Origin of the sequence: Streptomyces kurssanovii (assembly GCF_040677245.1) — a bacterium.
Taxonomy (GTDB): domain Bacteria; phylum Actinomycetota; class Actinomycetes; order Streptomycetales; family Streptomycetaceae; genus Streptomyces; species Streptomyces kurssanovii.
Map to the genome: position 1 here is coordinate 1 of NZ_JBFAQK010000020.1, position 19,870 is coordinate 19,870.

The 19,870-nt window shown below is 70.5% G+C and carries 18 protein-coding genes; 14 read left to right on the forward strand and 4 right to left on the reverse strand.

Translation table 11 applies throughout. The annotated features are described in order from the left end of the window. From AB0K36_RS16540 to AB0K36_RS16580, 9 genes are all read left to right on the forward strand, one after another. A partial coding sequence (locus AB0K36_RS16540) for a hypothetical protein (protein WP_364594243.1) occupies nt 1-193 on the forward strand: 193 nt, incomplete at its 5' end. Further along, on the forward strand, nt 163-705 hold the full coding sequence (gene ruvC, locus AB0K36_RS16545) for a crossover junction endodeoxyribonuclease RuvC (RefSeq protein ID WP_159693799.1): 543 nt from the start codon (nt 163-165) through the stop codon (nt 703-705). The genes AB0K36_RS16540 and ruvC, both read left to right, overlap by 31 nt. Then, nucleotides 702-1,310, forward strand: coding sequence for a Holliday junction branch migration protein RuvA (gene ruvA / locus AB0K36_RS16550; RefSeq protein ID WP_364594246.1), 609 nt, complete (start codon nt 702-704; stop codon nt 1,308-1,310). The genes ruvC and ruvA overlap by 4 nt, the downstream gene beginning before the upstream one ends. A 61-nt stretch (nt 1,311-1,371) precedes the next feature. Then, nucleotides 1,372-2,442, forward strand: coding sequence for a Holliday junction branch migration DNA helicase RuvB (gene ruvB / locus AB0K36_RS16555; protein WP_364594248.1), 1,071 nt, complete (start codon nt 1,372-1,374; stop codon nt 2,440-2,442). 162 nt (nt 2,443-2,604) lie between these two features. Continuing rightward, complete coding sequence (yajC, locus tag AB0K36_RS16560) at nt 2,605-3,093, forward strand: preprotein translocase subunit YajC (RefSeq protein WP_364594250.1); 489 nt, start codon at nt 2,605-2,607, stop codon at nt 3,091-3,093. A 152-nt stretch (nt 3,094-3,245) separates the two neighbouring features. After that, a complete protein-coding gene (gene secD / locus AB0K36_RS16565) occupies nt 3,246-5,033 on the forward strand; it encodes a protein translocase subunit SecD (RefSeq protein ID WP_364594252.1) in 1,788 nt (595 codons plus the stop codon). A 1-nt stretch (nt 5,034) separates the two neighbouring features. Beyond that, the gene (gene secF, locus AB0K36_RS16570) at nt 5,035-6,135 is read left to right on the forward strand and encodes a protein translocase subunit SecF (protein WP_364594254.1); all 1,101 of its coding nucleotides are present in this window, start codon (nt 5,035-5,037) and stop codon (nt 6,133-6,135) included. After that, entirely contained in the window at nt 6,135-6,677 is a 543-nt protein-coding gene (locus AB0K36_RS16575) for an adenine phosphoribosyltransferase (RefSeq protein ID WP_364594256.1), read from the forward strand. The genes secF and AB0K36_RS16575 overlap by 1 nt, the downstream gene beginning before the upstream one ends. Nucleotides 6,678-6,893: 216 nt before the next feature. Continuing rightward, on the forward strand, nt 6,894-9,377 hold the full coding sequence (locus tag AB0K36_RS16580; RefSeq protein ID WP_435877873.1) for a RelA/SpoT family protein: 2,484 nt from the start codon (nt 6,894-6,896) through the stop codon (nt 9,375-9,377). A 114-nt stretch (nt 9,378-9,491) separates the two neighbouring features. Here AB0K36_RS16580 and AB0K36_RS16585 read toward each other — a convergent pair whose 3' ends face one another. Continuing rightward, nucleotides 9,492-10,721: a DUF349 domain-containing protein gene (locus AB0K36_RS16585; protein WP_189473599.1), complete on the reverse strand. Its 1,230-nt coding sequence runs from the start codon at nt 10,719-10,721 to the stop codon at nt 9,492-9,494. A 174-nt stretch (nt 10,722-10,895) separates the two neighbouring features. Continuing rightward, nucleotides 10,896-11,678: a peptidylprolyl isomerase gene (locus tag AB0K36_RS16590; RefSeq protein ID WP_364594259.1), complete on the reverse strand. Its 783-nt coding sequence runs from the start codon at nt 11,676-11,678 to the stop codon at nt 10,896-10,898. A 193-nt stretch (nt 11,679-11,871) separates the two neighbouring features. On the opposite strand from AB0K36_RS16590, the gene AB0K36_RS16595 reads away from it, so the two are divergent. From AB0K36_RS16595 to AB0K36_RS16610, 4 genes are all read left to right on the forward strand, one after another. Continuing rightward, complete coding sequence (locus tag AB0K36_RS16595; protein ID WP_364594262.1) at nt 11,872-12,582, forward strand: MBL fold metallo-hydrolase; 711 nt, start codon at nt 11,872-11,874, stop codon at nt 12,580-12,582. Nucleotides 12,583-12,595: 13 nt separating this feature from the next. Continuing rightward, nucleotides 12,596-13,858, forward strand: a complete 1,263-nt coding sequence (gene hisS, locus AB0K36_RS16600) for a histidine--tRNA ligase (protein ID WP_364594265.1) — start codon at nt 12,596-12,598, stop codon at nt 13,856-13,858. 192 nt (nt 13,859-14,050) lie between these two features. Further along, nucleotides 14,051-14,695: a vitamin K epoxide reductase family protein gene (locus tag AB0K36_RS16605; RefSeq protein ID WP_364594268.1), complete on the forward strand. Its 645-nt coding sequence runs from the start codon at nt 14,051-14,053 to the stop codon at nt 14,693-14,695. Between the two features lie 42 nt (nt 14,696-14,737). Then, on the forward strand, nt 14,738-16,096 hold the full coding sequence (locus AB0K36_RS16610; RefSeq protein ID WP_189473604.1) for a replication-associated recombination protein A: 1,359 nt from the start codon (nt 14,738-14,740) through the stop codon (nt 16,094-16,096). Between the two features lie 6 nt (nt 16,097-16,102). Here AB0K36_RS16610 and AB0K36_RS16615 read toward each other — a convergent pair whose 3' ends face one another. Beyond that, a complete protein-coding gene (locus AB0K36_RS16615) occupies nt 16,103-16,798 on the reverse strand; it encodes a DUF2470 domain-containing protein (protein ID WP_364594271.1) in 696 nt (231 codons plus the stop codon). Between the two features lie 188 nt (nt 16,799-16,986). Here AB0K36_RS16615 and rpsD point away from each other — a divergent pair, with 188 nt between their 5' ends. Continuing rightward, a complete protein-coding gene (gene rpsD / locus AB0K36_RS16620) occupies nt 16,987-17,601 on the forward strand; it encodes a 30S ribosomal protein S4 (protein WP_159693823.1) in 615 nt (204 codons plus the stop codon). A gap of 52 nt (nt 17,602-17,653) precedes the next feature. On the opposite strand, the gene AB0K36_RS16625 is transcribed toward rpsD, so the two are convergent. After that, nucleotides 17,654-19,798 (reverse strand): ATP-binding protein, encoded by a 2,145-nt coding sequence (locus AB0K36_RS16625; protein ID WP_364594275.1) that lies wholly within the window; start codon nt 19,796-19,798, stop codon nt 17,654-17,656. Nucleotides 19,799-19,870: the final 72 nt, after the last annotated feature.

The following is a 19,870-nucleotide window of genomic DNA, read 5'->3' on the forward strand; positions in this document are numbered from 1 at the left end:
CATCGCCTACGCGGAGAACCCGCCGAAGAAGTACCAGGACATCTACCCCATCGCGTTCGACGCGGACATGAAGGGCCTGGTCCGCGAGACGGTCCCGTACCGCCATGCTCTGTCGGTGGCAGCCGATAGCCTGCACAAACAGATGAACGATGGGAGGGGCGCGTGCGCGTACTGGGCGTGGACCCGGGGCTGACCCGGTGCGGCGTGGGCGTGGTGGAAGGCGTCGCGGGCCGTCCGCTGACGATGCGCGGAGTCGGCGTCGTGCGGACCCCGCCGGACGCCGAGCTGGGCGCCCGGCTCGTCGCCATCGAGCAGGGCATCGAGCAGTGGCTCGACGAGCACCGGCCCGAATTCGTGGCCGTGGAGCGGGTGTTCAGCCAGCACAACGTGCGCACGGTGATGGGCACCGCCCAGGCCAGCGCCGTCGCCATGCTGTGCGCGTCACGCCGCGGCATCCCCGTGGCCCTGCACACCCCCAGCGAGGTCAAGGCCGCCGTCACCGGCAGCGGCCGGGCCGACAAGGCGCAGGTCGGCGCGATGGTGACCCGGCTGCTGCGGCTCGACGCCCCGCCGAAGCCGGCCGACGCCGCGGACGCCCTCGCCCTGGCCATCTGCCACATCTGGCGCGCTCCCGCGCAGAACCGCCTCCAGCAAGCCGTCGCCGCGCACCGCACGACGTACGCATCGAAAGGACGTACCGCATGATCGCCTTCGTGAGCGGCCCCGTCGCCGCGCTCGCACCGACCACGGCGGTGATCGAGGTCGGCGGCATCGGCATGGCCGTCCAGTGCACCCCGAACACCCTCTCCGAACTGCGGATCGGCCAGGACGCGAAGCTCGCCACCTCGCTCGTCGTCCGTGAGGACTCGCTCACGCTGTACGGCTTCGCCGACGACGACGAGCGTCAGGTGTTCGAGCTGCTGCAGACGGCGAGCGGCGTCGGACCGAGGCTGGCGCAGGCCATGCTCGCCGTGCACAGCCCCGACGCGCTGCGGATCGCCGTCGCCACCGGCGACGAGAAGGCGCTCACCGCGGTGCCCGGCATCGGCAAGAAGGGCGCGCAGAAGCTGCTGCTCGAGCTGAAGGACCGGCTGGGCGAGCCGCTCGGCTCCGGCCCCGCCGTCGGCGCCCCGGTCAGCCGGTCGTGGCGGGACCAGCTGCACGCCGCACTGATCGGCCTCGGCTATGCCACCAGGGAGGCGGACGAGGCTGTCGCCGCGGTGGCGCCCCAGGCCGAGGCGATGGGGGCGGCCCCCGAGGTGGGCCCGCTGCTGCGGGCGGCGCTCCAGTCGCTGAGCCGGGCGCGGTGACCTGTCCGAGAGGGGCCGCAGCCCCTGCCCGCCCCACCCACCACCGAGAAGGCAGACACACGTGAACCGGGAAGACGAGACCACCACCGCCGCGGACGCCCGGCTGGTCGCGCCCTCCGCCGACACCGAGGACAGTGCCGTCGAGGCGGCCCTCCGGCCGAGGACGCTCGACGAGTTCGTCGGCCAGGAACGGGTCCGCCAGCAGCTGGACCTCGTCCTGCGGGCCGCCCGGCAGCGCGGCGCGACCGCTGACCATGTTCTTCTCTCCGGCGCGCCGGGCCTCGGCAAGACCACCCTGTCCATGATCATCGCGTCGGAGATGAACGCGCCGATCCGCATCACCTCCGGCCCCGCCATCCAGCACGCGGGCGACCTGGCGGCCATCCTCTCCTCCCTCCAGGAGGGTGAGGTCCTCTTCCTCGACGAGATCCACCGGATGTCCCGGCCCGCCGAGGAGATGCTGTACATGGCGATGGAGGACTTCCGGGTCGACGTGATCGTCGGCAAGGGCCCCGGCGCCACCGCCATCCCGCTGGAGCTGCCGCCGTTCACCCTGGTCGGGGCCACCACCAGGGCCGGTCTGCTGCCGCCGCCGCTCCGGGACAGGTTCGGTTTCACCGCGCACATGGAGTTCTACGAGCCGGTCGAGCTCGAGCGCGTCATCCACCGGTCCGCGCAGCTCCTCGACGTCGAGATCGACCCCGACGGCGCCGCCGAGATCGCCGGCCGTTCCCGCGGCACGCCCCGCATCGCCAACCGCCTGCTGCGCCGGGTGCGCGACTACGCGCAGGTGGAGGCCGACGGCCGGGTCGACCGCGAGGTGGCCGCCGCGGCACTGCAGGTGTACGAGGTGGACACCCGCGGTCTGGACCGCCTCGACCGGGCCGTGCTCCAGGCTCTGCTCAAGCTGTTCGGCGGCGGGCCCGTCGGCCTGTCGACGCTGGCGGTGGCCGTGGGGGAGGAGCGGGAGACCGTCGAGGAGGTCGCCGAACCGTTCCTCGTGAGAGAGGGACTGCTGGCCCGTACTCCCCGTGGCCGGGTGGCCACGCCCGCGGCGTGGACACACCTCGGGCTCACCCCGCCCCAGCAGGCGCACGGCGCAAGCGGACAACAGGGTCTGTTCGGGACGTGACGGCGAGGAGACTCGCACGCCCAGGAACCACGGTGGGATGCTGGGCGTTGTTCCATCGATGCGGACTCGCTTAGACTCCGCCGATGCCGCCCGTACAGGTCGGCGTGCCCACCCCCGTAGATCGGCCGCTCACTCAGCGCGGTCATGCGAAGGAATTCCCCCGTGGATATCTTGACCCTCCTCCCTTTCATCGTGCTCATCGGGGCCATGTTCCTGATGACCCGCTCCGCCAAGAAGAAGCAGCAGGCGGCCGCCAACATGCGCGACCAGATGCAGCCCGGAACCGGCGTGCGGACCATCGGTGGCCTCTACGCCACCGTCAAGGAGGTCACTGACGACACGGTCCTCCTCGAGGCCGCTCCCGGCGTCCACCTGGTGTTCGCGAAGAACGCGATCGGGGCCGTGCTCTCCGACGAGGAGTACAACCGCATCGTCCACGGCGACGACCCTTCGGCCGACACCGAGGCCGTTCCCGACGATGCCTCTTCGCTGACCGGCGCCGACGACGCGGACCAGCCCGCGGACGACGCCAAGCTCGACCTCGGCAAGAAGACCGAGAAGGCCGACAAGGCCGAGAGCGGCGACACGGCCGAGAAGGACGGCGTCGAGCCGAAGGACGGCAAGGCCGACGGCGAGGCCGACGCGAAGTAGCCACGATTCGGGGACCGCGGCGGCGCCGGCAGGCGTCCGTGCGGTCCCCCGGGCGTGCCGACTGATCGCGGGGGCAGGCCCCCACAACACTTCGTGGCCGCCCCGGGCGCACACCCTGCGCCGTGGGCGGTTGGACAGGGAGAAACGAGAAGGTGGCAGCACCGAACAGGGGCCGAAGGCCCGCGGGGGCTCAGGGCAAGCCGGGGCGTGCCCTGGCTCTGATCCTGATCGCCATGGTCGCGCTCACGGGCGGGATGTTCTGGGCCGGTCAGCTCACGCCGCGTCTGGGCATCGATCTGGCGGGCGGTACGACCATCACGCTCGAGGCCAAGAACCAGCCTGGCCAGGAGAACGCGGTCAACGAGACCAACATGAACACCGCGGTCGGCATCATCGAGCGCCGTGTCAACGGTCTCGGTGTCTCCGAGGCAGAGGTTCAGACCCAGGGCAACAGTCACATCATTGTGAACATCCCCAAGGGCACGAACTCCGAGCAGGCCCGTGAGCAGGTCGGTACCACCGCCCAGCTGTTCTTCCGGCCCGTGCTGACGGTCGCCGCCGGCGGTCCTGCCGCCCCGGAGCCCTCGCCGAGCGCCTCGACCAGCGGTGCGCCCAAGGACGACAAGGACAAGGAGACGGCCACCCCGCCGTCCGGTTCCCCGTCCGGCACACCGTCGCCCAGTGCCACCACCCAGGGCCGCGCGGTCACCGAGGGCCTGAAGGCCCCGGCAGCCACCCCCAGCCCGTCGGCCTCGGCGTCCGGATCGCCCAAGGCGTCCGAGAGCCCCAAGCCCGGTGAGAGCCCCGTGCCGACGCCGTCGGCCGACCCGGCCACCGCGGCGCTGGAGAAGCAGTTCACCACGCTGGACTGCACCGACGACAAGGCCCGCGGCACGCTCGGCGACAACGTCAAGCCGACCGAGCCGGCCGTCGCCTGCGGCAAGAACAGCGCGGGTGAGTGGGAGAAGTACATCCTCGGCCCGGCCGAGGTGAACGGCAAGGACGTCGACGACGCCAAGGGCCAGCTCGACCAGCAGCGCGGCATGTGGATCGTCACGATGGACTTCACCGAGGCCGGTGCCAAGAAGTTCCAGAAGATCACCAGCCGGCTGTCGCAGCAGCAGCCCCCGATGAACCAGTTCGCCATCGTCCTCGACGGTGAAGTGGTCTCGGCCCCGCAGGTCAACCAGACCCTGAGCGCCAGCGCCGAGATCACCGGCAACTTCGACCAGGACTCCGCCCAGAACCTGGGCAACATCCTGTCCTACGGCGCGCTGCCGCTGTCCTTCGAGGAGGACAGCGTCACCACCGTCACCGCCGCCCTCGGTGGCGAGCAGCTCCAGGCCGGTCTGATCGCCGGTGCGATCGGCCTCGCCCTGGTCATCATCTACCTGGTCGTCTACTACCGCGGCCTGTCGTTGATCGCTCTGCTGAGCCTCGCCGTCTCCGCGATCCTCACGTACACGATCATGACGCTGCTCGGCCCGGCCATCGGCTTCGCGCTGAACCTGCCGGCGGTCTGCGGCGCCATCGTCGCCATCGGTATCACCGCCGACTCGTTCATCGTCTACTTCGAACGCATCCGGGACGAGATCCGGGAAGGACGCACCCTGCGTCCCGCCGTCGAGCGCGCCTGGCCGCGCGCCCGTCGCACCGTCCTGGTCTCCGACTTCGTGTCGTTCCTCGCCGCCGCGGTGCTGTTCGTCGTCACCGTCGGAAAGGTCCAGGGCTTCGCGTTCACGCTGGGTCTGACCACCCTGCTCGACGTGGTCGTGGTCTTCTTCTTCACCAAGCCGGTGATGACGCTCATGGCCCGCCGGAAGTTCTTCGCCAGCGGCCACCCGTGGTCCGGACTCGACCCGAAGCGGCTCGGCGCCAAGCCGCCGCTGCGCCGTTCGCGCCGCGCCACCGCCCCGACGACCGAACCGAAGGAGGCGTGAGATGTCGCGACTCGGCAATCTCGGCGCCAGGCTCTACCAGGGCGAGGTCGGTTACGACTTCGTCGGCAAGCGCAAGGTCTGGTACGGCGTCTCCATCCTGATCACGATCACCGCGATCGTCGCCCTCGCCGTCCAGGGCCTCAACATGGGCATCGAGTTCAAGGGCGGAGCCGTCTTCACGACCCCGAAGGCGGACGTGAGCGTCAGCCAGGCCACGGAGGTGGCCGGGGAGATCTCCGACCACATCCCGATCGTCCAGGAGCTGGGCACCGGCGGTCTGCGGATCCAGATCAGCGGCGTGGACACGGCCGAGGCCGACCGCGTCCAGGCGGAGCTCGCCAAGGCCCTGAACATCGAGGCCGCCAGCATCAACGCCGACCTCGTGGGCCCCAGCTGGGGTGAGCAGATCGCCAACAAGGCCTGGACCGGCCTCGGCGTCTTCATGCTCCTGGTCGTGATCTACCTGGCCATCGCCTTCGAGTGGCGGATGGCCGTGGCGGCCCTGGTCGCGCTGATCCACGACATCACCATCACCGTCGGCATCTACGCGCTCGTCGGGTTCGAGGTCACCGTCGGTACGGTCATCGGTCTGCTGACCATCCTCGGTTACTCGCTGTACGACACGGTGGTCGTCTTCGACAGCCTCAAGGAAGGCCAGAAGGACATCACCAAGCAGACCCGCTTCACGTACAGCGAGATCGCCAACCGCAGCATCAACAGCACCCTGGTGCGTTCCATCAACACCACGGTCGTCGCGCTGCTGCCGGTCGCCGGCCTGCTGTTCATCGGTGGCGGCTTCCTCGGCGCCGGCATGCTCAACGACATCTCGCTGTCGCTGTTCGTCGGTCTCGCGGCCGGTGCCTACTCCTCGATCTTCATCGCCACTCCGCTCGTCGCCGACCTCAAGGAACGCGACCCGCAGATGAAGGCCCTGAAGAAGCGGGTGCTCGCCAAGCGCGCGGCCGCGGAGGCCAGGGGCGAAGCCGGCGAGGACCAGCAGGGCGAGGCCCCGGACGACGCGGTGCCGGACGGCGCCGCGCCCGCCGGCGCGGTCGTCGGACCCCGCGGCCGCGGCCGTGGCCGCCCCTCGGGCAGGCGTTGATGACGCTCAGCACCCAGGAGCTGCTGCTCAGCCGCATCCGTGACGTCGCCGACTATCCGAAGCCGGGGGTGATGTTCAAGGACATCACGCCCCTGCTCGCGGACCCGGTCGCCTTCACGGCGCTGACCGAGGCGTTCACCGAGTTCTGCGTCCGGCACGGCGCGACGAAGATCGTGGGCCTGGAGGCCCGCGGCTTCATCCTGGCCGCGCCGGTCGCCGTCCGCGCCGGCATGGGGTTCATCCCGGTCCGCAAGGCGGGCAAGCTCCCGGGGGCGACGCTCTCCCAGGCGTACGAGCTGGAGTACGGCACCGCCGAGATCGAGGTGCACGCCGAGGACCTCAGCGCGGGCGACCGCGTCATGGTCATCGACGACGTCCTCGCCACCGGCGGCACCGCGGAGGCGTCCCTCGAGCTGATCCGCCGGGCCGGAGCCGAGGTCGTCGGCGTCGCGGTCCTGATGGAGCTGGGATTCCTCGGTGGCCGGGCCCGGCTCGAGCCGGCGCTCGCCGGGGCACCGCTGGAGGCCCTGATCACCATCTGACGCGCCTCTGAGCTGCGGATTCACCGACAGCTTCGGCCGCTCACCCATCGAGACGGGCACCCGGGAACAACCGGGTGCCCGTCTCGCGTTGTGAGCAGCCTCCCCTCCCCGCGCGATCGGGGCGGCCGAGGTCGATACCATGGCCTTTCCGGGCCTGACCCGGGGGACCCGGACCCTCCCCCAGACTCCGTCTGGGGGGACCCCCAAGGAGCGCTCTTGCCAGACGAGGCCCAGCCCGCCGCCGCGCAGCCCGACGAGAAGGCCGAGAAGGCCGCGGCATCCCCTGTCACGCCCGAGCCGAAGCGGACGGAGAGGCCGGGGCCGGCCGCGCCCGAGCGAGTGAGCCAGGTCCCCGTCACGGCGCCCAAACCGTTGCCCCCGAGCACGGCGCGCACCGGCGGGTCCTCGAACCGGGTACGCGCGCGTCTCGCACGCCTGGGCGTGCAGCGCTCGTCGCCGTACAACCCGGTGCTCGAGCCGCTGCTGCGGATCGTGCGCAGCAACGACCCCAAGATCGAGACGTCGACGCTCCGGCAGATCGAGCGCGCGTACCAGGTCGCGGAGCGCTGGCACCGCGGGCAGAAGCGCAAGAGCGGCGACCCGTACATCACGCATCCGCTGGCGGTCACCACCATCCTCGCCGAGCTGGGCATGGACCCCGCGACGCTGATGGCCGGGCTTCTGCACGACACGGTCGAGGACACCGAGTACGGCCTCGACCAGCTGCGCCGGGACTTCGGTGACTCGGTCGCGCTGCTCGTCGACGGCGTCACCAAGCTCGACAAGGTCAAGTTCGGTGAGGCCGCCCAGGCCGAGACCGTGCGCAAGATGGTCGTCGCCATGGCCAAGGACCCGCGCGTCCTGGTCATCAAGCTCGCCGACCGGCTGCACAACATGCGCACCATGCGCTACCTCAAGCGGGAGAAGCAGGAGAAGAAGGCCCGCGAGACGCTCGAGATCTACGCGCCCCTGGCCCACCGCCTGGGCATGAACACCATCAAGTGGGAACTCGAGGACCTCGCGTTCGCGATCCTCTACCCCAAGATGTACGACGAGATCGTCCGTCTCGTCGCGGAGCGGGCGCCCAAGCGCGACGAGTACCTCGCCATAGTGACCGACGAGGTCCAGTCCGATCTGCGCGCCGCCCGTATCAAGGCCACCGTCACCGGCAGGCCCAAGCACTACTACAGCGTCTACCAGAAGATGATCGTCCGCGGCCGGGACTTCGCGGAGATCTACGACCTGGTGGGCATCCGCGTCCTCGTCGACACGGTCCGCGACTGCTACGCGGCACTGGGCACCGTCCACGCCCGCTGGAACCCGGTTCCGGGGCGGTTCAAGGACTACATCGCGATGCCCAAGTTCAACATGTACCAGTCGCTGCACACGACGGTCATCGGACCGAACGGCAAGCCCGTCGAGCTGCAGATCCGCACCTTCGACATGCACCGCCGCGCCGAGTACGGGATCGCCGCGCACTGGAAGTACAAGCAGGAGACCGTCGCCGGCGCCTCCAAGATCCGCACCGACGTCCCCAAGGCCGGCAAGGGCACGGCCGGCCAGGACACCGTCAACGACATGGCGTGGCTGCGGCAGCTGCTGGACTGGCAGAAGGAGACCGAGGACCCCGGCGAGTTCCTGGAGTCGCTGCGCTTCGACCTCTCCCGCAACGAGGTCTTCGTCTTCACGCCCAAGGGCGACGTCATAGCGCTGCCCGCCGGCGCCACCCCGGTGGACTTCGCCTACGCGGTGCACACCGAGGTCGGTCACCGGACCATAGGGGCTCGGGTCAACGGGCGGCTGGTGCCGCTCGAGTCGACCCTCGACAACGGCGACCTGGTGGAGGTCTTCACCTCCAAGGCCGAGGGCGCGGGCCCGTCCCGTGACTGGCTGGGCTTCGTCAAGTCGCCGAGGGCGCGCAACAAGATCCGCGCCTGGTTCTCCAAGGAGCGCCGCGACGAGGCCATCGAGCAGGGCAAGGACGCCATCGCGCGTGCCATGCGCAAGCAGAACCTGCCGATCCAGCGGATCCTCACCGGGGACTCCCTGGTCACCCTCGCCCACGAGATGCGCTACCCCGACATCTCGTCGCTGTACGCGGCGATCGGTGAAGGCCATGTGGCCGCTCAGGGCGTCGTGCAGAAGCTCGTGCAGGCGCTCGGCGGCGAGGAGGCCGCCAGCGAGGACCTCGCCGAGTCCACCCCGCCGTCCCACGGCCGCAGCAAGCGCCGCAAGAGCGCCGATCCGGGTGTCGTGGTCAAGGGCGTCGAGGACGTGTGGGTGAAACTGGCCCGCTGCTGCACACCGGTGCCGGGCGACCCGATCATCGGGTTCGTCACCCGCGGCAGCGGCGTGTCCGTACACCGCGCGGACTGCGTCAACGTCGACTCGCTCTCGCAGCAGCCCGAGCGGATCCTCGACGTCGAATGGGCCCCGACCCAGTCGTCGGTGTTCCTCGTCGCCATCCAGGTCGAGGCACTCGACCGGTCCCGTCTGCTGTCCGACGTGACCCGGGTCCTCTCCGACCAGCACGTCAACATCCTCTCGGCGGCCGTGCAGACCTCCCGCGACCGGGTGGCCACCTCACGCTTCACCTTCGAGATGGGCGACCCCAAGCACCTGGGCCATGTCCTGAAGGCCGTTCGAGGCGTGGAGGGCGTCTACGACGTCTACCGAGTGACCTCGGCACGACGACCGTAGGACCGAGGGGGAGGGCCCGCACCGCGAGCACGACGACCCCGATCCGGCCCCCGAGCACGACGAAGGCCCCGCGCCACTTGCGCGGGGCCTTCGTCACTCACGGACGGCCGGGCCTCAGCCCCCGAACTCGTGCAGGCCCTTCAGCGCCTGGTCCAGCAGCGCCTGACGACCCTCGAGCTCCTTGGCGAGCTTGTCGGCCCGTGCGTTGTTGCCCGACGCGCGGGCGGCGTCGATCTGGCCGCGCAGCTTGTCGACGGCTGCCTGGAGCTGGCCCGTCAGACCCTCGGCACGCGCACGCGCCTCCGGGTTCGTCCGGCGCCACTCGTTCTCCTCGGACTCCTGCAGGGCCCGCTCCACGGCGTGCATCCGGCCCTCGACCTTGGGACGGGCGTCCCGCGGCACATGGCCGATGGCCTCCCAGCGCTCGTTGATCGAACGGAAGGCGGCACGGGCGGCCTTCAGGTCGGTCACCGGCACCAGCTTCTCCGCCTCGGCCGCGAGCTCCTCCTTGAGCTTGAGGTTCTCCGTCTGCTCGGCGTCCCGCTCGGCGAAGACGCCGCTGCGGGCGGCGAAGAACACGTCCTGGGCGCCGCGGAAGCGGTTCCACAGATCGTCCTCGGCCTCGCGCTGGGCACGGCCGGCGGCCTTCCACTGCGCCATCAGGTCCCGGTACCGGGCCGCCGTGACACCCCAGTCCGTGGAACCGGAGAGCGCCTCGGCCTCCGCGACCAGCTTCTCCTTCGTCCTGCGGGCCTCCTCGCGCTGCGCGTCCAGCGACGCGAAGTGCGCCTTGCGGCGCTTGGAGAACGCGGAGCGCGCGTGCGAGAACCGGTGCCACAGTTCGTCGTCGGACTTCCGGTCGAGCCGGGGCAGGCCCTTCCAGGTGTCCACCAGCGCACGCAGCCGCTCGCCCGCCGACCGCCACTGCTCGCTCTGGGCCAGCTCCTCCGCCTCGGCGACCAGGGCCTCCTTGGCCTTGCGTGCCTCGTCGGTCTGCTTCGCCCGCTGTGCCTTTCGCTCCTCACGGCGCTTCTCGACCGTCGCCACGAGTGCGTCGAGCCGCACCCGGAGTGCCTGGAGGTCGCCCACCGCGTGGTGCTCGTCCACCTGCTGACGCAGATGGTCGATGGCGGCCTGGGCGTCCTTGGCCGACAGGTCGGTGGTCTTCACGCGCCGCTCGAGGAGGCCGATCTCGACCACCAGGCCCTCGTACTTGCGCTCGAAGTAGGCCAGAGCCTCCTCTGGAGTCCCGGCCTGCCACGATCCGACGACCTGCTCGCCCTCGGCAGTACGCACGTACACGGTGCCCGTCTCGTCGACGCGGCCCCACGGGTCGCTGCTCACAGCGCCTCCTCAACCTGATGCCGACGAGGGGTTCGTCCCCCGGGCATCGTCCACAGTTTCCCGGACGGGCCTCGCCCGCCCTCCACGGCGCGCGTCCAGCACGCGCCGTACAACGCCCAATCTAGGCGACCGGCCACCCGGCTGTCCGCACTCAGCGCGGCCGAAATTGCCCGGCTACACCTTCGGAACGGTGGCCTTCTCGATGGTCACGGCCTTCTTCGGCGGACCGTCCGCGCCGCCGCCCTCGACGCCTGCCTTCGCCACGTCCTGAACGGCCTTGAGGCTCTTCGCGTCCATGGTGCCGAACGGCGTGTACGTGGGCGGAAGTTTGGTGTCCTTGTAGACGAGGAAGAACTGGCTGCCGCCCGAGTCGGGCTGGCTGGTGTTCGCCATCGCGACCGTGCCCGCCGGGAACGTGACCGTGCCGTCGGCGCCTGCCTTGCCGAGCGCGTCGAGGTTCTCGTCGGGGATCGTGTAACCGGGACCGCCGGTGCCGTCGCCCTTCGGGTCGCCGCACTGCAGCACGAAGATGTTCTGGGTGGTCAGACGGTGACACTTCGTGCCGTCGAAGTAGCCCTTGTCCGCCAGCGACTTGAACGAGTTGACCGTGTGCGGCGTCTTCGCGGCGTCCATCGCGATCGCGATGTCACCCTGGTCGGTCTTGAGCTGGAAGGAGTACTTGGCCTTCTTGTCGATCGCCATCGCCGGTGCCGGCGTGCTGCTCTCGGAAGGGGAGGCGCTCGGCGGGGGATCGAGCGGCGCGGCGTCGTCCTTCTTGTCCTCCCCGGTGAGGCCCAGCGCGTAGACGGCGCCGCCGCCCGCGAGCACCACGGCGAGCGCCGCCGCGATCACGGAGTTGCGGACCTTGGCCTTCTTCCGCGCCTGCTCCCTGCGCTGCTGCTGGCGCTCGAACTTCTCCCTGGCGAGCTGCCGCCGTCGCTGATCGCTGCTGACCACCGGGTCTTCTCCTTGTAACTCGTGGGTCGAAGGTCGTTCAAGGCGCGTACGTCGGATGAGGCCGACCGCCGGGCTTGCCCCGTACCGTATACGGGTTGGCTGTGTGATGAGCAGCGCCGGTAGGCTCTGATCTGCTGCAATCCACTGCAAACCACGCAGCGGCCGACCGACGACGACCGAACTGAGGACGATCGTGCTTATTGCCGGGTTCCCCGCCGGGGCCTGGGGGACCAACTGCTATCTGGTCGCCCCCGCCGCAGGCGAGGAGTGCGTGATCATCGACCCGGGCCACCAGGCCACCGAGGGTGTCGAGGAAGCGCTGAAGAAGCATCGGCTCAAGCCTGTCGCCGTCGTCCTCACCCATGGGCACATCGACCACGTCGCGTCCGTCGTCCCTGTGTGCGGCGCCCATGACGTCCCGGCCTGGATCCACCCCGAGGACCGCTACATGATGAGCGACCCGGAGAAGGCACTCGGCCGCTCCATCGGGATGCCGCTCATGGGCGAGCTCACCGTCGGGGAGCCCGACGACGTCAAGGAGCTCACCGACGGCGCCGCGCTCAGCCTGGCGGGCCTCGATTTCTCCGTCTCGCACGCGCCCGGCCATACCAAGGGGTCGGTGACCTTCAAGATGCCCGAGTCGGCGGACGTCCCGTCCGTCTTCTTCTCGGGCGACCTGCTGTTCGCCGGCTCCATCGGACGCACGGACCTGCCCGGCGGCGACATGGACGAGATGCTCGAGTCGCTGGCACGGGTGTGCCTGCCCCTCGACGACTCGACCGTGGTGCTGTCCGGCCACGGCCCCCAGACGACCATCGGCCGCGAGCGCGCCACCAACCCGTATCTGCGGGAAGTGGCCGCCGGCCAAGGGAGCGGTCGGCCCGCTCCCCGACGAGGAATGTGACGAGACTCCACAGGTGAATACCTTCCAGGCCCCCAAAGGCACGTACGACCTGCTTCCGCCGCGCTCCGCGACGTTCCTCGCGGTGCGCGAGGCCATCGCGGCCCCGCTGCGAAACTCCGGCTACGGCTACGTCGAGACCCCCGGCTTCGAGAACGTCGAGCTGTTCGCGCGCGGTGTCGGTGAGTCCACCGACATCGTGACCAAGGAGATGTACGCCTTCGAGACCAAGGGCGGCGACAAGCTGGCACTGAGGCCCGAGGGCACGGCGTCCGTGCTGCGCGCCGCGCTGGAGGCGAACCTGCACCGGCAGGGCAATCTTCCGGTCAAGCTCTGGTACTCGGGCTCGTACTACCGGTACGAGCAGCCGCAGGCCGGCCGCTACCGGCACTTCTCCCAGGTCGGCGCCGAAGCGATCGGCGCCGAGGACCCGGCGCTGGACGCCGAGCTGATCATCCTGGCCGACCAGGCGTACCGCTCGCTCGGTCTGCGCGAATTCCGCATCCTGCTCAACTCGCTCGGCGACAAGGAGTGCCGTCCCGTCTACCGCGAGGCCCTGCAGAACTTCCTGCGCGACCTCGACCTCGACGACGACACCCGCCGCCGTATCGAGATCAACCCGCTGCGGGTCCTCGACGACAAGCGCGACGCGGTGCAGAAGCAGCTGGCCGGCGCCCCCATGCTGCGCGACTACCTGTGCGACGCGTGCAAGGCGTACCACGAGCAGGTGCGTGAGCTGCTGACCGCGGCGGGCGTCGCCTTCGAGGACGACGAGAAGCTGGTGCGTGGCCTCGACTACTACACGCGCACGACCTTCGAGTTCGTCCACGGCGGTCTCGGTTCGCAGTCCGCGGTGGGCGGCGGCGGCCGTTACGACGGCCTGTCCGAGATGATCGGCGGCCCCGCGCTGCCGTCCGTCGGCTGGGCGCTCGGCGTGGACCGCACGGTCCTCGCGCTGGAGGCGGAGGGCGTCGAGCTCGACATCCCGGCCGCCACCAGCGTGTACGCGGTGCCGTTGGGCGACGAGGCCAGGCGCGTGCTGTTCGGCATCGTGACCGACCTGCGCAAGGCGGGCGTCGCGGCCGACTTCTCGTACGGCGGGAAGGGCCTCAAGGGCGCGATGAAGAACGCGAACCGCAGCGGCGCCCGGTACGCGATCGTCGCCGGCGAGCGTGATCTCGCCGACGGCGTGGTCCAGCTCAAGGACATGGAGTCGGGCGAGCAGGAGCCGGTGCCCGTCGCCGAGGTCCTCACCCGGCTGCGCGCCCTGCTCGGCTGAGACGCTGCGCGGCCCGGCCGGCAACGGCGGTCGCGGGGGCCCGGGGCGGACAACTGCCCCGGGCCCCCGCGCTGTTACGGGTCCGGCGGGCCGGCCCGACCGGATCTTCCTTATCCGGATCGAACGGAGAGGATCCGTAGCGGTGCGGCAGAATGGCCGTGCCCAGCAGCCCCGGAGCGATGGAACGGCGAAATGACGAGTGCAGCGGCCAAAGACGTGCCCACCGACGATGACGCGCCCGGTGGGCGCGGGGTCGGCGCCGGCAGGGCCTTCGCCTGGCTGCTCGTCGTCACCGGCGCCGCCGGTGTGCTGGCCGCGTGGGTCATCACGATCGACAAGTTCAAGATCCTCGAGGCGAAGATCGCCGGCACCACCTTCACCCCGGGGTGCAGCCTCAATCCGGTGGTCTCCTGCGGCAGCGTCATGGAGAGCGACCAGGCCGCGGCCTTCGGTTTCCCGAACCCGATGCTCGGCCTGGTGACCTACGGCATCGTGGTCTGCGTCGGCATGAGCCTGCTCGCCGGCGCCCGGTTCCGCCGCTGGTACTGGCTGACCTTCAACGCGGGCACCCTCTTCGGTGTCGGATTCTGCACCTGGCTGATGCAGCAGTCGCTGTACGAGATCAACGCGCTGTGCCTGTGGTGCTGCCTGGCCTGGGTCGCCACGATCTTCATGTTCTGGTACGTGACCTCGCACAACGTCCGCCACGGACTGCTGCCCGCGCCGGCCTGGCTGCGCGGCTTCCTCGACGAGTTCACCTGGGTGCTGCCCGTCCTGCACACCGGTGTGATCGGCATGCTGATCCTGACCCGCTGGTGGGACTTCTGGACCTCCTGACCGGAGCCGGCGCTGTCAGTGGGCTGACATAGGCTTCACAGCGTGGAGCCCGACCTCTTTACCGCCGCAGCCGAAGAACGCCAGGAGAAGGACCCGACCAGCAGTCCACTGGCGGTCCGGATGCGCCCGCGCACCCTCGACGAGGTCGTCGGCCAGCGGCATCTGCTCAAGCCCGGTTCACCGCTGCGCCGCCTGGTCGGGGAAGGCGGCGGGGGAGGGCCGGCCGGCGTCTCGTCCGTGATCCTCTGGGGCCCGCCCGGCACGGGCAAGACCACGCTGGCCTACGTGGTCTCCAAGGCGACGAACAAGCGCTTCGTCGAGCTCTCCGCGATCACCGCGGGCGTCAAGGAGGTCCGGGCCGTCATCGAGGGCGCCAAGCGCGCCGCCGGCGGCTTCGGCAAGGAGACCGTCCTCTTCCTCGACGAGATCCACCGCTTCTCCAAGGCCCAGCAGGACTCGCTGCTGCCCGCGGTCGAGAACCGCTGGGTCACGCTGATCGCGGCCACCACCGAGAATCCGTACTTCTCGGTGATCTCCCCGCTCCTCTCCCGTTCGCTGCTGCTCACCCTGGAGCCGCTGACCGACGACGACGTGCGCGGTCTGCTGCGCCGGGCGCTCACCGAGGAGCGGGGCCTCGGCGGCGCCGTGTCGCTCCCCGAGGAGGCGGAGGCGCATCTGCTGCGCATCGCGGGCGGCGACGCCCGCCGGGCACTGACGGCCCTGGAGGCCGCGGCCGGTGCGGCCCTCGACAAGGGCGAGGAGGGGATCAGCCTGGTGACCGTGGAGGAGACGGTCGACCGGGCGGCGGTGAAGTACGACCGCGACGGCGATCAGCACTACGACGTCGCCAGCGCGCTCATCAAGTCCATCCGCGGTTCCGACGTGGACGCGGCGCTGCACTATCTGGCGCGGATGATCGAGGCCGGGGAGGATCCGCGGTTCATCGCCCGGCGGCTGATGATCTCGGCGAGCGAGGACATCGGTCTGGCCGATCCGACGGCGCTGCCGACGGCGGTGGCGGCGGCCCAGGCCGTCGCCATGATCGGTTTCCCCGAGGCGGCGCTGACCCTCAGCCACGCCACGATCGCCCTCGCGCTCGCCCCCAAGTCCAACGCGGCGACGACGGCGATCTCCGCCGCCCAGCAGGACGTGCGCAACGGCCTGGCCGGGCCGGTCCCGCGTCATCTGCGCGACGGCCACTACAAGGGGGCCGCGAAACTGGGCCACGCCCAGGGCTACGTCTATCCGCACGACGTCCCCGGCGGTATCGCGGCCCAGCAGTACGCACCGGACGCCGTCCACGGCAAGCGGTACTACGAACCGACGCGCTACGGCGCGGAGGCGCGCTACGCGGACGTGGTGGAGAAGGTGCGCGAGCGCCTGCGCGGCGAGGAGGACTGAGCGGCGTCAGTGGGACGCCGCCTCGAAGAGGGTGTGCATCGCGCGGCGCAGCTCCGTGACGTCCGCCACGGGTGAGGGGAAGTCGAAGCGGGCGTCGAAGCAGCGCTCGCCGGTGAACCGCACCCGCAGCCCGAACCGGTCCAGCGCCAGCGGTACCGCTCGCCGTCCTTCCTCTGCGGCCGTCCCTTCCCGCTCGCCGAGCAGTGAGCCCAGCGCCTGCACCTGGTCGCTGTGCGCGGAGTGCAGATGCTGGAGCAGTTCGGTCTCGTGGGAGACGAGCGGGTCGACGGCCGCGTGCGCGAACTCATCGGGTTCCACGCGGGCGGCGCCCCACAGGTCGTCGACGCTCGCCTCGCCGACCTCGAGGCGCAGCATCATGCAGCCGGGCTCGGCGGCGAGGCCGGGGACGCTGGTCAGCCAGCCGGAGACCCAGGCGCGGCCCCGGATACGATCGCGCACGGCGACGGGCGCGACGTCGGTGAGCTCCAGCACCGCCGACAACTCGTCGTCCTGTGCGTGGGTCGCGGCCCGCACGGCGGGGGAGTCGGCGGCGAACAGCATGAAGACCTCGCCGTCGGTACCGACCGCCCTGGCGCGGGGGCTCAACTGCTCCGGGCGGGCGCCCTCCAGCCCCGGGACGAGCAGTACCGCTGAGCATGTACTCTGTACGAGAGTTCGTGTGCGCTCGGCTGCTGACGGCATCCGAGTGATTTCAAGCCCGCTGGGACGCGGCTGACCATGAGCTGATCGGACCTCCGTCACCTCGATGCCCGAAGAGGCATCGGCGTTGTTTGTGCTGTCCGTGATGCGCTTGGTGTTCCCAGGGCGAGACATGCGATCTCCTTGAGTAAGGTGAGCCTAACCTAACCTACAACGGAGGTCTGGAGAACGTGCCTAACCAGTCGCGTCCCAAGGTCAAGAAGTCGCGTGCGCTCGGTATCGCGCTGACGCCGAAGGCTGTCAAGTACTTCGAAGCCCGCCCCTACCCCCCGGGCGAGCACGGCCGTGGCCGCAAGCAGAACTCGGACTACAAGGTCCGTCTGCTCGAGAAGCAGCGCCTGCGTGCGCAGTACGACATCAGCGAGAAGCAGATGGCCCGCGCCTACGACCGCGCGCGTAAGGCCGAGGGCAAGACCGGCGAGGCGCTGGTCATCGAGCTCGAGCGCCGCCTCGACGCCCTGGTCCTGCGTTCGGGCATCGCCCGCACCATCTACCAGGCCCGTCAGATGGTCGTCCACGGCCACATCGAGGTCAACGGTGGCAAGGTCGACAAGCCGTCGTTCCGCGTCCGTCCCGACGACGTCGTGATGGTCCGCGAGCGCTCCCGCGAGAAGACCCTCTTCCAGGTCGCCCGCGAGGGTGGCTTCGCCGCCGACGGCGAGACCCCGCGCTACCTGCAGGTCAACCTCAAGGCCCTGGCGTTCCGCCTGGACCGTGACCCGCAGCGCAAGGAAGTTCCGGTCATCTGCGACGAGCAGCTCGTCGTCGAGTACTACGCCCGCTGATCCTGGCGGCCCCTCCCGGCAGTAGCCGGGAGAGCCGGCCGCTCGCAGCGCTTCAGCCCGCCGCTTCCCCGCCGTTCCCGGTGGGGGAGCCGGCGGGCTCCCGCGTTTCCCGGGGCCGTACCCGCTGGGTCCCGACCAGTCCCGGCCGCGGCTTCTTCGGCGCCGCGAGGGCACGCCGCACCGCCTCGTCGAGGGACAGTCCGCGCCCGTCGCGTACGCATTCCTCGAACCGCTCGTCGCCCAGCAGCCCTCTTGCCCGCTCCTCGGACAGGGCCCGCGGCGCACCGAAGTAGCTGGAGCCGAACAGGGAAGGACCCACCGAGCCCCAGAGCGTGGCCGCCGCGCCCTGAAGGACCGCCGCCTCCGCCGGGTCCCCCTCGCTCGCCGTCACCAGGGCCAGCAGCTCGAGGGCCAGGACCAGGCCGACGAGGTCGTTGAACCGGTGGTCGATGGCGACGCACTCGTTCAGCAGCTCCCGCGCGTGGTCGTACGTGTCCGACTCCCAGGCCGCATAGGCGAGCACGTAGAGCGCGTACGCGCGGGCCCACTGCTCGCCGTGGTCCTCGCAGACCTCCTTGACGGCCTCGCACAGCACCACCGCCGCGTCCAGCCGGTCCTGGAAGACCAGCGTCATCGCCAGCTCGACCCGGCCCATCAGGACATTGCTGTTGAGCTCGCCCAGCTCCTCGTAGGAGGCGAGTGCCGAGCGCAGCAGCCGCTCGGCGCGCGGCATCTCGTCGGCGAGCAGCGCGAGGCAGCCCTTGCGGTGCGTCGCGTAGGCGGCGGCGAGCGGGTCCCCCGCCCGGTCCGCCCGCTCGGCGCACTCGTGCAGCGCGGCCGCCGCGGCCGCCGGGTCGCCCTGCAGGATCGCCACGTAGCCGAGCACCCACAGCGCCTTGAGCCGTGTCTCCTCGTGCCCCGAGTCGTGGGAGAGGCACCGGTCGAGCCAGTGCCGGCCCTCGGCGAGCCGGCCGCAGCCGACCCAGTAGAACCAGAGGGTCCCCGCCAGATGCCGCCCCAGATGCGCGTCCTCCGGTTGTTCCAGGCACAGTTCGAGGGCTGCCCGCAGATTGGGGAGCGCGCTGTCCGCGCAGGCCGCCACCTCCGCCTGGCGGGGGCTGAACCACTCCAGCTCGCACCAGGTGGCGAGCCCCATGTACCAGTCGCGGTGCCGTCTGCGCAGCCGCTCCGCGTCGCCGATCGCGCGAAGCCACTCCGCCCCGTACTCACGGACCGTGTCCAGCAGGCGGTAACGCAGCCCGGCCGGCGTCTCCTCGCGGCAGACCACGGACTGGGCGACCAGCTCGCCGAGCACGTCGAGGACACCGTCGGCGGGCAGCTCCGGGCCGGTGCAGATGTACTCGACGGCGTCCAGGTCGAACTGTCCGGCGAAGACCGACAGCCGGGCCCACAGCAGCCGTTCCTCCGGTGAGCACAGTTCATGGCTCCAGCCGACGGCGGTGCGCAGGGTGCGATGGCGCGGCAGGGCGCCCCGGCAGCCGCCGGTGAGCAGTGCGAAGCGGTCGTCGAGCCGGTGCAGCAGCTGGTCGAGGGAGAGCGCCGGCAGGCGTCCGGCGGCGAGTTCGAGCGCCAGCGGGATGTGTTCGAGGCGGCGGCACACTTCGAGGACCGCGGGCCGCTCGGCGTCGGTGGCACGGTGGTTCGGCAGCACGGCCGCGGCTCGGGCCTCGAAGAGCGCCGCGGCGTCCTCCTCCGTCATCGAGGCCAGCTCGAAGATCTGCTCCCCGTCGAGCCGCAGCGGTCTGCGGCCCACCGCGAGGACCTGCACACCGGGAGCGCGGCGCAGTACGTCCCGTACGAGCTCCGCGCACGCGTCGACGATCTGCTCGAAGCCGTCCACGACGAGCAGCAGGCTGGCGCCCGCGAGTTCGTCGGTCACGACCTCCCGGGGCGGCCTGGTGGTGTGGTCGGTGACGCCGAGCGTCTCCGCCATGGCGTGGGCCAGCAGATCAGGGTCCCGTAACAGGGACAGCTCGCACAGGCGCACCCCGTCGGCGTACCGATTCTGCACGGCCGCCGCGGCATGCACCGCCAGACGGGACTTGCCGACGCCGCCCGGTCCGACGACGGTGATCAGACGGGAGTCGTCGAGGGCGCCGATGAGCGCGGTCAACTCGTCGTTGCGACCCACGAAACGGTTCAGTTCCGCGGGAAGACTGCTGTGGCGACGTCGCATAGGACACGCAGCGTACTCATGCGTAAGCACTGCGTACAATCGGCCCGGACAACCTTCCCGGAGCACGCCGGT